This window comes from Cellulosimicrobium sp. NPDC057862, from assembly GCF_042797035.1.
GTDB lineage: Bacteria > Actinomycetota > Actinomycetes > Actinomycetales > Cellulomonadaceae > Cellulosimicrobium.
Genome location: NZ_JBHVMH010000033.1, coordinates 1 through 13,308 on the forward strand (window position 1 = coordinate 1; position 13,308 = coordinate 13,308).

A 13,308-nucleotide genomic window follows, 5' to 3' on the forward strand; every position below is an offset into this window, starting at 1 on the left:
ACTGCCCTGGAGACGGGGTGGGAGAGTAGGACGCCGCCGGACAACCCTTCACCGAAGGCCCACCCCACACGGGGTGGGCCTTCGGCATTTCCGCACCCTTTTCGCCGTCCTCTCGGCCGGCCGAGACAGACCCGCGGCCATGCGGGGAAGAACGCTGGTTGCGCGAGGTGGAGCCGTGGTCGCGCGAGGTAGAGCCGTGGTTTCTGTGCTCGACGGCGTGTGGTCGCCCTGGGTGGTCGGGGTGGGTGGTGGTGCCGCGTCTACCATCCGCCGCTCGTTCCTCGCGGCTCCCGCCAGGCCCGCCACGACGCGGCACCACCACCCACCCCGCCCTACGTCGTCTCACCCTGGTCGGCGCTCACCCGGGCGACCGCCCGCGGCGTCCGCTTCGCCAGTACGTTCCCGCTCCCGCTGTCGCTTGCCGGATGAAGCCGCTGCACCGCTGCGCGGCTGCACCGCTGCGCCGCGGGAGAGGGCCAGGCTCGAGGGTCGCGCGCCGCTGACCCGACTCCGCGGGCACGAGACCTGACCGCGGTTCTACCTCGCGCGACCGGATCTGCCTCGTCGGTTGGCGCGCTCTCTTCAGCGGCACGGCCTCGGACGCGCCCATGCGACGGGAGGGCCGGCGGCGCGGTGGGCACGGCGTCGGTCCCCACTAGAATGGCGACCATGTCCACCATCTCCCGTGACGAGGTCGCGCGCGTCGCCGCGCTGGCCCGCATCGATCTGCGACCCGAGGAGCTGGACCGGCTCTCCGGCGAGCTCGACGTGATCGTCGACGCCATCGCCAAGGTCAGCGAGGTCGCGACGCCCGATGTCCCTGCGACGAGCCACCCGCTCCCGATGACCAACGTCTTCCGGGACGACATCCCCGAGCCGCCGCTGCCGGTCGAGGACGTCCTTGCCGCTGCGCCGTCGGCCGAGGACGGTCGCTTCGCCGTCCCGCAGATCCTCGGGGAGGAGTGAGATGAGCGAGGACCTGACCCGACTGTCCGCCGCGGAGCTGGCGGAGGGCCTGACCGCTCGTGACTTCTCGAGCGTCGACGCGACCCAGGCGCACCTGGACCGTATCGCCGCCGTCGACGGCGCCGTGAACGCGTTCCTGCACGTGAACGCCGAGGAGGCGCTGGCGACGGCGCGCTCGATCGACGAGCGGCGCGTCGCGGGCGAGGAGCTGCACCCGCTGGCCGGCGTCCCGATCGCCGTCAAGGACGTCGTCGTGACCCAGGGGATGCCGACGACCGCCGGCTCCAAGATCCTCGAGGGCTGGATCCCGCCGTACGACGCCACGCTCGTCGAGAAGATCCGTGCCGCGGGGCTGCCGATCCTCGGCAAGACGAACATGGACGAGTTCGCCATGGGCTCGTCGACCGAGCACTCGGCGTTCGGCAACACGCGCAACCCGTGGGACCTCGACCGCATCCCGGGTGGGTCGGGCGGAGGCTCGGCCGCCGCGGTGGCCGCGTTCGAGGCACCGCTCGCGATCGGTACGGACACGGGCGGCTCGATTCGCCAGCCCGGTGCCGTCACCGGGACCGTCGGCGTGAAGCCCACCTACGGCGGGGTCTCGCGCTACGGCCTCATCGCGATGGCGTCGTCGCTCGACCAGGCGGGTCCCGTGACTCGTACCGTGCTCGACTCGGCGCTGCTGCACGAGCTCATCGGGGGCTACGACCCGCGGGACTCGACGTCGATCCCCGGCCGCGCGCCGGCGCTCGTCGAGGCGGCGGTGCAGGGCGCCACGGGCGACCTGTCGGGCGTGCGTGTCGGCGTCGTCAAGGAGCTCACCGGTGAGGGCTACCAGGAGGGCGTGAGCGCGCGGTTCGCGCAGTCGCTCGACCTCCTGCGCGGCCTGGGGGCGGAGATCGTCGAGGTCTCGTGCCCGCACTTCGAGTACGCGCTCGGCGCGTACTACCTCATCATGCCGTCGGAGGCGTCGAGCAACCTCGCGAAGTTCGACGGCATGCGCTTCGGGCTGCGCGTCGAGCCGGAGGAGGGCCCGGTGACCGCGGAGCGCGTCATGGCCGCGACCCGCGGTGCGGGCTTCGGCGACGAGGTGAAGCGCCGCATCATCCTCGGCACGTACGCGCTGTCGGCGGGCTACTACGACGCCTACTACGGGAGCGCGCAGAAGGTCCGCACGCTCATCCAGCGCGACTTCGCCGCGGCCTTCGGGCACGCGGACGTCCTCGTCTCCCCGACGGCACCGACCACGGCGTTCCGGTTCGGCGAGAAGCTCGACGACCCGCTGGCGATGTACCTCAACGACGTCGCGACGATCCCGGCGAACCTCGCGGGGGTCCCCGGCATGTCGGTCCCGGCGGGCCTGTCGGACGACGGGCTGCCCGTCGGGTTCCAGATCCTCGCGCCCGCCAAGGCCGACGACCGCATGTACCGGGTGGGCGCCGCGCTCGAGTCCGCGCTCCTCAGCGCGTGGGGCGGGCCGCTGCTCGACCGCGCGCCGGCGCTGCCCACGGCCACCACCGAGAAGGAAGGCCAGGTCGGATGACCGCCACGACCGTCGACCTCGTCGACTACGCCGACGCCACGCGCCGCTACGACCCCGTCATCGGGATCGAGGTGCACGTCGAGCTCGGCACGCTGACCAAGATGTTCTGCCCGGCCGAGGTGAGCTTCGGCGCGGAGCCGAACACCCAGGTGACCCCGGTGTCCCTCGGGCTCCCGGGCGCGCTGCCGGTCGTCAACGGCAAGGCCGTCGAGTACGCGATCCGCATCGGCCTCGCGCTCAACTGCCAGATCGCCGAGACCTGCCGGTTCGCGCGAAAGAACTACTTCTACCCGGACGTCCCCAAGAACTTCCAGACGTCGCAGTACGACGAGCCCATCGCGTACGACGGGTGGATCGACGTCGAGCTCGAGGACGGGACCGTGTTCCGCGTCGAGATCGAGCGCGCGCACATGGAGGAGGACGCCGGCAAGAACACGCACGTCGGCGGCGCCACGGGCCGGATCCACGGCGCCGAGTACTCGCTCGTCGACTACAACCGCGCCGGCATCCCGCTGGTCGAGATCGTCACGCGGCCCATCACGGGCGCGGGCGACCGCGCCCCCGAGGTCGCCCGCGCCTACGTCCAGACGCTGCGTGACATCTTCCGTGCGCTCGACGTGTCCGAGGCCCGCATGGAGCGTGGCAACGTCCGCGCGGACGTGAACCTCTCGCTGCGCCCGACGCCCGAGTCGCCGCTCGGCACCCGGACGGAGACGAAGAACGTCAACTCCTTCCGCTCCGTCGAGCGGGCCGTCCGGTACGAGGTGTCGCGCCAGGCTGCCGTGCTCGACGCGGGCGGCACCGTGATCCAGGAGACGCGGCACTGGCACGAGGACACCGGCGTCACGACGTCGGGGCGCGTGAAGTCCGACGCCGAGGACTACCGGTACTTCCCGGAGCCGGACCTCGTCCCGATCGCGCCCCCGCGTGAGTGGATCGAGGAGATCCGCGCCGGGCTCCCGGAGCTCCCGGTCGCGCGCCGCCGCCGCCTCCAGGGCGAGTGGGGCTACGCCGACGCCGAGATGCGCGACGTCGTCAACGCGGGCGCGATCGACCTCATCGAGGCGACCGTCGCTGCCGGGACCAGCCCGACGGGCGCGCGCAAGTGGTGGATGGGCGAGCTCGCCCGTCGCGCCAAGCAGGACGAGGTCACCCTCGAGGAGCTGCCGGTGACGCCCGCCCAGATCGCGGCGCTCCAGGGGCTGGTCGACGCGGGTCGGATCAACGACAAGCTCGCGCGCCAGGTCCTCGACGGCGTGCTCGCCGGCGAGGGCGACCCGGAGGCGGTCGTGACCGCCCGCGGGCTCGAGGTCGTGTCGGACGACGGCGCGCTGCTCGCCGCGATCGACGAGGCGCTCGCCGCGCAGCCGGACGTCGTCGAGAAGGTCCGGGGCGGCAACCTCGGTCCGGTCGGCGCGATCATCGGCGCCGTCATGAAGGCGACGCGCGGCCAGGCGGACGCCGGTCGCGTGCGCGAGCTCATCCTCGAGCGGATCGGCTGACGCCGTGACGCGCGGACCGGTCCTGCTCGGGGAGATGGTGCGCCTGCGCCCGATCGAGGCGCGGGACGCCGACCGCATGTGGGAGTCGCTCCAGGACCCGGAGTCGAACCGGCTCACGGGGACGACGGCGACGTTCACGCGCGACCAGATCGACGAGTGGTCGGCGACGATCAGCGACCGCGACGGCCGGTACGACTGGGCGATCACCGCGGGCGCGGTGCGTGACGGCCAGCTGGTGAGCGACGAGATGATCGGCGAGATCGTGCTCAACGACCTCGACGAGGACGCCCGCTCGGCGAACCTGCGCCTCGCGCTGCTCCCGAACTACCGGGGCCGCGGCTACGGTCGTGAGGCGATCTTCGAGGTGCTGCGGTTCGCGTTCGAGGGCGCGACCGACGTCGAGGGGGTCCGTCACGAGGGGCCGCACCTGCACCGCGTGAGCCTCGACGTGCTGAGCATCAACCCGCGGGCGCGGATGCTCTACGAGTCGCTGGGCTTCCGCGAGGAGGGCCGGCTGCGCGACGTCTACCGCGACGGCGACGGGTGGGCGGACGCGACGGTCATGAGCATCCTCGAGGACGAGTTCCGGGCGGGCCTCGGCGCGCCCTGAGCCGTCAACGACGCGGTCGACGCAAGGACGACACGGGAGGGCCCGGCAGCATCGGCTGCCGGGCCCTTCGCCGTCCCCAGGACGTGCGGTTCTCGGGGACGTACGGACGGGAGGACGTGTGCGGCGGGGACGCGTGGTCCCGTGGTGCGCGGGCTCGTGACGTGCGTTGGGGCCCGCTGCGGGGGACCGTGGTTGACATGAGCGACGGCCAGCACGTACATTCATAAGACGGAAACAAACTTCCGAGATGTGGAATCAGAGGTCGAGCGGTGTGGGACACCACCGACCGGCCCGACGTCGAGAGGGACACGCAGCGATGACGCTGGACGAGTTCAACCGGTTGTCGCCGGAGGAGGCGCGCGAGGCGCTGCTCGCGTGCGCGCACGTCGCGCGGTGGGCCGACGCGGTCGGCGCCGGACGCCCCTACGCGAGCGTCGAGGACGCGGCCGACGCCGCCCTCGCCGCGGCCGACCCCTGGACGGACGCCGAGGTCGACTCGGCGCTGTCCCGCCACCCCCGGATCGGGGAGCGGGCGCAGGGGGACGCGGCGGACGCGAGCATGTCGCGGTCCGAGCAGTCCGGCGTCGACACCTCCGACGACGACGTCCAGCGCCGACTGACCGAGGGCAACCGTGCGTACGAGGAGCGGTTCGGGCACGTGTTCCTCATCCGGGCCGCCGGCCGCAGCGCCGAGGAGATCCTCGAGCAGCTCACCGAGCGGCTCGGCAACGACGCCGACACGGAGCGGGCCAACGCCGCCCGCAACCTGCGCGAGATCGCCGCGCTGCGGCTGAAGGGGATGCTGAGTGCATGAGCACCCACGCCAGCCACATCACCACGCACGTACTCGACGCGGCCAGCGGTAGGCCCGCCGAGGGGATCGCCGTCCGCCTGGAGGCGGCTCCGGAGATCGCGGACAGGACGACGGGGCAGGGCTGGTCCCTGGTGGCGTCCTCCCGCACGAACGACGACGGTCGGGTGCCCGAGCTCGGGCCCGAGACCCTCGTCCCCGGTACGTACCGGCTCGTGTTCGACACGGGCGAGTACTTCGACCGGCGAGACACCGTGTCCTTCTACCCGGAGGTCGTCATCGTCTTCCGGGTGGCGAGCGCTGAGCAGCACTACCACGTCCCCGTCCTGCTCAGCCCGTTCGCCTACTCGACCTATCGAGGGAGCTGACATGAGCACCACCACCACGACCGCCGAGCAGCCGGCGGCCACGCAGAGCAGCGGGGCCATCGTCCTGGGCGACAACCAGTGGGGCAAGGCGGAGGTGCGCCTCGTGCGCGTCGACCGCGCCACGCCTCGCCACGAGATCACGGACCTCAACGTCTCCTCGCAGCTGCGGGGCGGGCAGGAGGCCACGCACCTCGAGGGCGACAACTCCAGGTGCGTCGCCACCGACACCCAGAAGAACACGATCTACGCGTTCGCCCGCGACGGCGTCGGCGCGATCGAGGACTTCGCGATCCGCCTCGGCCAGCACTTCGTCGAGGACTTCGAGTGGATCGAGGGCGGCCGCTGGGAGGTCGAGCAGTACTCCTGGAACCGCATCGAGACCGCGGACGGCGAGCACGACCACGCGTTCGTCCGGAACAACCAGGAGACGCGCACGACGGTCGTCCAGCGCGACGGCGACGAGGTCTTCGTCGTCTCGGGCCTCACGGACCTCGTCGTGCTCAAGTCGACGGGCTCGGAGTTCCACGGGTTCCCGCGCGACCGCTACACGACGCTCGTGGAGACGAACGACCGCATCCTCGCGACGTCGGTCACCTCGCGGTGGCGCTACACGACGACGGACGTCGACTTCGACGCCGTGTACGCGAAGGTCCGCGCGATCCAGCTCGAGGCATTCGCGACGACCCACTCGCTCGCGCTCCAGCAGACGCTGTTCGCGATGGGCAAGGCGGTCCTCGAGGCGATCCCGGAGATCGCGGAGATCAAGTTCTCGATGCCGAACAAGCACCACTTCCTCGTGGACCTCGCGCCGTTCGGTCTCGACAACCCGAACGAGGTCTTCTACGCGGCCGACCGCCCGTACGGTCTCATCGAGGCCACGGTCCAGCGCGAGGGCGAGCCCGCCGAGCCGCGCGCCTGGGCGACCGTCACCGGGTTCTGCTGAGCCGACCGTGACGGACGGACGCGCCCTGCCCGACCGCGGAGCACCCGCGGTCCGGCAGGGCGCGCCCGCACCGTCGCAATCCGGCGTCGCCTCAGGGCGCGGCGGTGATGAGCTCGCGCGTGAGCTCGCGCGCGACGCGGTGCAGCACCGGCACGGCCCGCTCCCCGAACTCGTACGTCACGCGGGCCGCGGGGCCCGAGACGGACAGGGCCGTGGGGGTCGGGGCGTCGGGCACCGCGACGGCGAAGCACCGCACGCCGAGCTCCTGCTCGCCGTCGTCGATCGCGTACCCGCGCTCGCGCGTCGCCGCGAGCTCCGTGAGGAGCGCGTCGACGTCGGTGATCGACTGGTCGGTCGCGGGAGGCATGCCGACCCGGCCCATGATCTCCCGCACGGTCTGGTCGGGGAGCTGCGCGAGCACGGCCTTGCCGACGCCCGTGCAGTGCGTGTACACGCGCCGACCGACCTCGGTGAACATCCGCATCGAGTGGCTCGACGAGGCCTGGGCGACGTAGACGGCCATGTCGCGGTCGATCATCGCGAGGTTCGCCGACTCGCCGAGGTCGTGCGCGAGCCGCTCGAGGTAGGGGCGGGCGCCGGCGCCGAGCTGGCGCCCCGCCGACTCGCCGAGGCGGATGAGCCGCGGGCCGAGCGTGTAGCGACGCGACGGCGTCTGGCGCACGTAGCCCTGGGCGAGCAGCGTGCGCAGCAGCCGGTGGATCGTCGGCAGGGGCAGCCCGGCGTGCTGCGCGAGCTCGCTGAGCCCGGACTCGCCGCCGAAGTCGGCGAGCAGCTCGAGCAGCTCGATCGCCCGGTCCACGGACTGCACGCCCCCGGAGGGTTTCGCGGGCCGTGCGCCCGGCTGGCTCTCCGTCGGCTCCGTCGCCGCCGAGATCTCGGCCATCTCACGATCTCCTGTCCACCTGGTGCCGCCCGACGCAGGGTGCGTACCTCGCCTGAGCAGTGCGGGACCGTCCCGCGCTCCCTTCCGCATCACGGAAGACACGCATCAGCATACGAGAAGAAGGAACGAACATGACGTCCGAGACGCAGGCCCCGGAGACGCAGGCCCCGACGGCGAGGGCCGCCGCGACCAGCCCGAGCTACTCCATCACGCTGCGGGTCGAGGCCCCGAGCGGGCACCGCACCGCGAGCGACCTCGTCGCCGCGGTGAGCGCGACGGGCGCCGCGATCACGGGTGTCGACGTCTCGGAGTCGGGCGCGGACCGCCTCGTCGTCGACGTCACGGCGGACACCGTCGACGCCGCGCACGTCGAGCACATCCGCGACGCGCTCAGCGCGCTCGACGGCATCACCGTGCGCCACGTGAGCGACGCGACGTTCCTCATGCACCTCGGCGGCAAGCTCGAGGTCAACCCCAAGGTGCCGCTGCGCCACCGCGCCGACCTCGCCCGCGCCTACACGCCCGGCGTGGCGCGCGTGTGCCTCGCCATCGCCGAGCGCCCCGAGGACGCGCGCCGCCTCACGGTCAAGCGCAACACCGTCGCGGTCGTGACCGACGGCACCGCCGTCCTCGGCCTGGGCGACATCGGCCCCGCGGCCGCGCTCCCGGTCATGGAGGGCAAGGCCGCGCTGTTCAAGCAGTTCGCAGGCGTCGACGCCTGGCCGGTGTGCCTCGACACGACCGACACCGAGGAGATCATCCGCACGGTCAAGGCGATCGCCCCCGTGTACGGCGGGATCAACCTCGAGGACATCTCGGCGCCGCGCTGCTTCGAGATCGAGCGCCGGCTGCGCGAGGAGCTCGACATCCCCGTGTTCCACGACGACCAGCACGGCACCGCGATCGTCGTCCTCGCGGCGCTGACGAACGCGCTGCGCGTCGTCGGCAAGACGATCGAGGACGTGCGCATCGTCGTCTCCGGCGTGGGCGCCGCGGGCAACGCGATCATCTCCCTGCTCCAGGGCCAGGGCGCCCGTCGCATCGTCGCGTTCGACCGGCACGGCGCGATCCACGCGGGGGCCAACCTCACCGACGACCACCGCCGTCGCCTCGCCGAGACGACCAACGCCGAGGGCTTCACCGGCACGCTGCGCGAGGGCCTCGCGGGGGCGGACGTGTTCATCGGCGTCTCCGGCCCGAACATCCTCACGGGCGACGACGTCGCGACGATGGCCGACGACGCGATCGTCTTCGCGCTCGCGAACCCGACGCCCGAGGTCGATCCCATCGCCGCCGCGCAGCACGCGACCGTCGTCGCGACGGGCCGCAGCGACTACCCGAACCAGATCAACAACGTGCTCGCGTTCCCGGGGCTCTTCCGCGGGCTGCTCGACGTCGGCGCGAGCGAGATCTCGGACGAGATGCTGCGCGCCGCGGCCGTCGCGATCGCGGACGCCGTCGCGCCCGAGGAGCTCAGCGCGAGCTACATCGTGCCGAGCGTGTTCGAGCCCGCGGTCTCCAAGGCCGTCGCGCGCGCCGTCGCCGAGGTCGCGGAGCGCGGCCGTGCGGAGCAGGCTCAGGGGAGCACCACGTCGGGCCACCACGTCGGGTCGGCGCCCCGGTCCTGACGCAACGTCGTCAGCCCGGCCGCCCGCAGAAAGGACACACCATGACCACCACCACGGCCGTCGCCGTGCACGGACCCGCCGTCGAGCGGTCCGACGAGATCCTCACCCCGGACGCGCTCGACTTCGTCGCCGCGCTCCAGCGCCGGTTCGGCGCGCGCCGCGACGAGCTGCTCGCCGCTCGCGCCGCACGGCGCGAGGAGGTCGCCCGCACCGGTCGCCTCGACTTCCTGCCCGAGACCGCCGACGTGCGCGCGGGGGACTGGACGGTCGCCGGCGCGCCCGCCGACCTCCGGGACCGCCGCGTCGAGATCACCGGCCCGCCGACGCCCAAGATGGCGATCAACGCGCTCAACTCGGGCGCGAAGGTGTGGCTCGCGGACCTCGAGGACGCGTCGACGCCGCACTGGGCCAACGTCGTCGGGGGCCAGGTCGCCCTGCACGACGCCACCCGCCGCACGCTCGCGTTCACCTCGCCGGAGGGCAAGCAGTACGCGCTGCGCCCCGAGGCCGACGGCGACGCGCTCGCCGTCATGGTCGTGCGCCCGCGCGGGTGGCACTTCGACGAGGTGCACCTGACGGTGGACGGGACGCCCGCCGTCGGTGCGCTCGTCGACTTCGGCCTGCACTTCTTCCACAACGCCGCGGAGCTCCTCGCGCGCGGGTCCGGGCCGTACTACTACCTGCCGAAGATGGAGTCGCACCTCGAGGCGCGCCTGTGGGACGAGGTCTTCACGTACGCGCAGGAGGCGCTCGGGATCCCGCACGGGACGATCCGTGCGACGGTCCTCATCGAGACCATCCCGGCCGCGTTCGAGATGGACGAGATCCTCTACGAGCTCCGCGACCACGCGTCGGGGCTCAACGCAGGCCGCTGGGACTACCTGTTCTCCGTCATCAAGTACTTCCGCGACTCGGGCCCGTCGTTCACGCTCCCGGACCGCGGCGCGATCACGATGACCGCGCCCTTCATGCGCTCGTACACGGAGCTGCTCGTCCAGACGTGCCACCAGCGCGGCGCCTTCGCGATGGGCGGCATGGCCGCGGTCATCCCGAACCGTCGCGAGCCCGAGGTCACGGCCCAGGCGTTCGACAAGGTGCGCGCCGACAAGCAGCGCGAGGCCGGCGACGGGTTCGACGGGTCGTGGGTCGCGCACCCGGACCTCGTGCCCGTGTGCCGCGAGGTGTTCGACGGCGTGCTCGGCGAGCGGCCCAACCAGCTCGACCGGCAGCGCCCCGAGGTCCACGTCACGGCCGAGCAGCTCCTCGACGTCTCGACCGCCGGCGGCGACATCACCGAGGCCGGGCTGCGCAACAACCTCTACGTGTCCGTCGCGTACGTCGCGGCCTGGCTCGCGGGCAACGGCGCGGTCGCGATCCACAACCTCATGGAGGACGCCGCGACCGCGGAGATCTCGCGGTCGCAGGTGTGGCAGTGGGTGCGCTCGGGCGCGTCGTTCACCGCGGGCGAGAACGCGGGCACGACGGTCACCGCGGACCTGGTCCGCACGCTCCTGCGCGAGGAGACCGCGCGGCTGCGCGACGACGTCGGGCACGACGCGTACGACGCCGGCCCCTATGACCGGGCCGCCGCGCTCGTCGAGGACATCGCGCTCAACGAGCACTACGTCGACTTCCTCACGCTCCCGGCGTACGAGGACGTCGTCGCGCACGAGCAGGACGCCTCCTGATGCCGGCGGGGTTCCCGGAGGGATCGGGCTCGGCATCAGGAAAGGGCTTCAGCGAGCAGGGGACCGCCGCGCTGCACGCGACGCTCGACGGTCTGCTCGCGCCGTGGGACGCGGAGCTCGAGGCGCGGTACCCGGGCGACGACGGCTCGCGCCAGCCCGTGCACACCGTCTACGTGCCGGGTGACCGGTACACCGCGGGCCTCGTGCCCGAGTGGGCGGCCCGGGCGCGCGAGGCGGTCGACGCGGCGGGCGGCGGTGCCGACGGGGTACGTCGGCTCGTCGACCTGCTCGGGATCGGTGCGGGTGCCGGGGACGGCCTCGCCGACGCCGTGGCGGAGCGCGTGCGCGCCAAGCTCGCCGTCGAGGCGATCGAGGACCTGCGGATCGACTTCGAGGACGGGTTCGGGGACCGCGGGGACGCGGCCGAGGACGCCGCGGTCGCGGCGGCCGCGCGCGAGCTCGCCCGGGCGGAGGCGCAGGGCACGGCGACGCCGTTCAGCGGGATCCGCATCAAGTGCCTCGAGGCCGCGACGCGTCGGCGCGGCGTGCGCACGCTCGCGCTGTTCGTCGCGGAGCTCGTCGCGGCCCGCGCGGCCCAGGGCCAGACGGGCCTGCCCGACGGCTTCGTCGTCACGCTCGCCAAGGTCACCGCGCCGCAGCAGGTCGAGGCGATGGCGGTCGCGTGCGAGCGCGTCGAGCAGGCGCACGGCCTGGAGCCGGGCAGCCTGCGGTTCGAGGTGCAGGTCGAGACGCCGCAGGCGCTGCTCGCGGCGGACGGCACGGCCACCGTGGCGCGGCTCGTGCACGCGGCGCCCGGACGTGTCACCGCGCTGCACTACGGCACGTACGACTACTCGGCGTCGCTCGGCATCGCGGCGGCGTACCAGTCGATGGAGCACCCCGCGGCCGACCACGCGAAGTCGGTCATGCAGCTCGCGGTCGCGGGCACGGGCGTGCGCCTGTCGGACGGCTCGACCAACGTGCTCCCCGTCGGCGACCCGCAGGCCGTCGACGCGGCGTGGCGCCTGCACGGTCGCCTCGTACGCCGCTCGCTCGAGCGCGGCTACTACCAGGGCTGGGACCTGCACCCCGCGCAGCTCCCGAGCCGGTTCGCCGCGACGTACGCGTTCTACCGCGAGGGCGCGGCCTCGGCGCTCGCGCGCCTCGCCGCGTACGTCGGATACGTGCCAGACGCCGGCGGCGTGCTCGACGAGCCCGCCACGGCCAAGGCGATGGCCTGGTTCCTCGGGCGCGGCGTCGACTGCGGCGCGCTCACCGAGTCCGAGGTCCGCACAGCGACCGGTCTCGACCGCGCAGGGCTCGACGCCGTCCGCGTCTCGGGCCACGCCCCGCAGCCCGTCGCGGGCTGAGCCCCCAACCTCCCACCCTTCCCGCCGGGAGCCGTGGCACCGCCTGCGGCACGGCCCACGACCCTCGAGGAGCACCCATGACCCAGACCACCCCCTACTACACCCCGCAGGGGGGCCTGCCCGGCCAGACCGAGCTGCTCACCGACCGCGCGATCGTCACCGAGGCGTACACGGTGATCCCGCGCGGCGTGCTGCGCGACATCGTCACGAGCAACCTGCCGGGCTGGGACAAGACCCGGCTGTGGGTGCTCGCCCGGCCGATCGAGGGGTTCGCGACGACGTTCGCGCAGTACGTCATGGAGGTCTCGCCCGGCGGCGGGTCGGACCAGGGCGAGGACGAGGAGACGGTGCAGTCCGTCGTCTTCGTCACCGAGGGGACGCTCGTGCTGACCCTCGCGGGCGTCGAGCACGTGCTGGAGCCCGGCGGGTACGCGTACCTCGCGGCGGGGGAGCGGTGGGCGCTGCACAACCGCTCGGACGCCAAGGCCGCGTTCCAGTGGATCCGCAAGGTCTACGAGCCGATCCCGGGCCACACGGCGACGTCGTTCGTCACGCGCGAGCAGGACGTGGAGCCGCGCGCGATGCCGGACACCGACGGCGTGTGGGTGACGACGCGGTTCGTCGACCCCGACGACCTCGCGCACGACATGCACGTCAACATCGTGACGTTCCAGCCGGGCGGGTCCATCCCGTTCGCGGAGACGCACATCATGGAGCACGGCCTGTACGTCCTCGAGGGCAAGGCCGTCTACCGCCTCAACGGCGACTGGGTCGAGGTCCAGGAGGGCGACTTCATGTGGCTCCGGGCGTTCTGCCCGCAGGCCTGCTACGCCGGCGGCCCCAAGCCGTTCCGCTACCTGCTCTACAAGGACGTGAACCGGCAGGTCAAGCTCGACCGCCGCCGCTGACGCAGCACCCGGTTGTGGGGGTGGTAATGGGGCCGGGGCCCCCCCGGGGCCCGGCCCCGTGCCAGGG

At 72.9% G+C, this 13,308-nt stretch carries 12 protein-coding genes; 11 read left to right on the forward strand and 1 reads right to left on the reverse strand.

The annotated features are described in order from the left end of the window. The first annotated feature begins 669 nt into the window (after window positions 1-669). From gatC to pucL, 7 genes are all read left to right on the forward strand, one after another. A complete protein-coding gene (gatC, locus tag ACFVN3_RS20535) occupies window positions 670-966 on the forward strand; it encodes an Asp-tRNA(Asn)/Glu-tRNA(Gln) amidotransferase subunit GatC (RefSeq protein WP_047232578.1) in 297 nt (98 codons plus the stop codon). Between the two features lies 1 nt (window position 967). Beyond that, window positions 968-2,509: an Asp-tRNA(Asn)/Glu-tRNA(Gln) amidotransferase subunit GatA gene (gene gatA / locus ACFVN3_RS20540; RefSeq protein ID WP_378234820.1), complete on the forward strand. Its 1,542-nt coding sequence runs from the start codon at window positions 968-970 to the stop codon at window positions 2,507-2,509. Next, complete coding sequence (gatB, locus tag ACFVN3_RS20545; protein ID WP_378234821.1) at window positions 2,506-4,011, forward strand: Asp-tRNA(Asn)/Glu-tRNA(Gln) amidotransferase subunit GatB; 1,506 nt, start codon at window positions 2,506-2,508, stop codon at window positions 4,009-4,011. The genes gatA and gatB overlap by 4 nt, the downstream gene beginning before the upstream one ends. Before the next feature lie 4 nt (window positions 4,012-4,015). After that, entirely contained in the window at window positions 4,016-4,621 is a 606-nt protein-coding gene (locus ACFVN3_RS20550; RefSeq protein ID WP_378234822.1) for a GNAT family N-acetyltransferase, read from the forward strand. A gap of 316 nt (window positions 4,622-4,937) precedes the next feature. Then, window positions 4,938-5,435 (forward strand): 2-oxo-4-hydroxy-4-carboxy-5-ureidoimidazoline decarboxylase, encoded by a 498-nt coding sequence (gene uraD / locus ACFVN3_RS20555; RefSeq protein WP_378234823.1) that lies wholly within the window; start codon window positions 4,938-4,940, stop codon window positions 5,433-5,435. Next, window positions 5,432-5,800 carry a hydroxyisourate hydrolase gene (gene uraH / locus ACFVN3_RS20560; RefSeq protein WP_087469444.1) on the forward strand — a complete coding sequence of 123 codons (369 nt, stop codon included), beginning with the start codon at window positions 5,432-5,434 and terminating at the stop codon, window positions 5,798-5,800. The genes uraD and uraH overlap by 4 nt, the downstream gene beginning before the upstream one ends. Window position 5,801: 1 nt before the next feature. Next, window positions 5,802-6,743 (forward strand): factor-independent urate hydroxylase, encoded by a 942-nt coding sequence (gene pucL, locus ACFVN3_RS20565; protein WP_378234824.1) that lies wholly within the window; start codon window positions 5,802-5,804, stop codon window positions 6,741-6,743. Between the two features lie 91 nt (window positions 6,744-6,834). On the opposite strand, the gene ACFVN3_RS20570 is transcribed toward pucL, so the two are convergent. Then, the gene (locus tag ACFVN3_RS20570; RefSeq protein WP_378234825.1) at window positions 6,835-7,647 is read right to left on the reverse strand and encodes an IclR family transcriptional regulator; all 813 of its coding nucleotides are present in this window, start codon (window positions 7,645-7,647) and stop codon (window positions 6,835-6,837) included. A gap of 131 nt (window positions 7,648-7,778) precedes the next feature. Between ACFVN3_RS20570 and ACFVN3_RS20575 the strand changes: the two genes are divergently transcribed. From ACFVN3_RS20575 to ACFVN3_RS20590, 4 genes are all read left to right on the forward strand, one after another. Further along, entirely contained in the window at window positions 7,779-9,275 is a 1,497-nt protein-coding gene (locus ACFVN3_RS20575) for an NAD-dependent malic enzyme (protein WP_378234826.1), read from the forward strand. A gap of 41 nt (window positions 9,276-9,316) precedes the next feature. After that, window positions 9,317-10,963 (forward strand): malate synthase A, encoded by a 1,647-nt coding sequence (gene aceB / locus ACFVN3_RS20580; protein WP_378234827.1) that lies wholly within the window; start codon window positions 9,317-9,319, stop codon window positions 10,961-10,963. After that, window positions 10,963-12,333 (forward strand): DUF6986 family protein, encoded by a 1,371-nt coding sequence (locus ACFVN3_RS20585; RefSeq protein WP_378234828.1) that lies wholly within the window; start codon window positions 10,963-10,965, stop codon window positions 12,331-12,333. Before aceB ends, ACFVN3_RS20585 begins: the two co-directional genes overlap by 1 nt. Window positions 12,334-12,410: 77 nt before the next feature. Beyond that, a complete protein-coding gene (locus ACFVN3_RS20590; RefSeq protein ID WP_021481128.1) occupies window positions 12,411-13,241 on the forward strand; it encodes a bifunctional allantoicase/(S)-ureidoglycine aminohydrolase in 831 nt (276 codons plus the stop codon). Window positions 13,242-13,308: the final 67 nt, after the last annotated feature.

What these genes read in the sequence shown, in the direction of transcription:
- gatC (WP_047232578.1), top strand. Translation starts at nt 670, where the DNA reads ATGTCCACCATCTCCCGTGACGAGGTCGCGCGCGTCGCCGCGCTGGCC.
- gatA (WP_378234820.1), top strand. Translation starts at nt 968, where the DNA reads ATGAGCGAGGACCTGACCCGACTGTCCGCCGCGGAGCTGGCGGAGGGC.
- gatB (WP_378234821.1), top strand. Translation starts at nt 2,506, where the DNA reads ATGACCGCCACGACCGTCGACCTCGTCGACTACGCCGACGCCACGCGC.
- uraD (WP_378234823.1), top strand. Translation starts at nt 4,938, where the DNA reads ATGACGCTGGACGAGTTCAACCGGTTGTCGCCGGAGGAGGCGCGCGAG.
- uraH (WP_087469444.1), top strand. Translation starts at nt 5,432, where the DNA reads ATGAGCACCCACGCCAGCCACATCACCACGCACGTACTCGACGCGGCC.
- pucL (WP_378234824.1), top strand. Translation starts at nt 5,802, where the DNA reads ATGAGCACCACCACCACGACCGCCGAGCAGCCGGCGGCCACGCAGAGC.
- ACFVN3_RS20570 (WP_378234825.1), bottom strand. Translation starts at nt 7,647, where the DNA reads ATGGCCGAGATCTCGGCGGCGACGGAGCCGACGGAGAGCCAGCCGGGC.
- ACFVN3_RS20575 (WP_378234826.1), top strand. Translation starts at nt 7,779, where the DNA reads ATGACGTCCGAGACGCAGGCCCCGGAGACGCAGGCCCCGACGGCGAGG.
- aceB (WP_378234827.1), top strand. Translation starts at nt 9,317, where the DNA reads ATGACCACCACCACGGCCGTCGCCGTGCACGGACCCGCCGTCGAGCGG.
- ACFVN3_RS20585 (WP_378234828.1), top strand. Translation starts at nt 10,963, where the DNA reads ATGCCGGCGGGGTTCCCGGAGGGATCGGGCTCGGCATCAGGAAAGGGC.
- ACFVN3_RS20590 (WP_021481128.1), top strand. Translation starts at nt 12,411, where the DNA reads ATGACCCAGACCACCCCCTACTACACCCCGCAGGGGGGCCTGCCCGGC.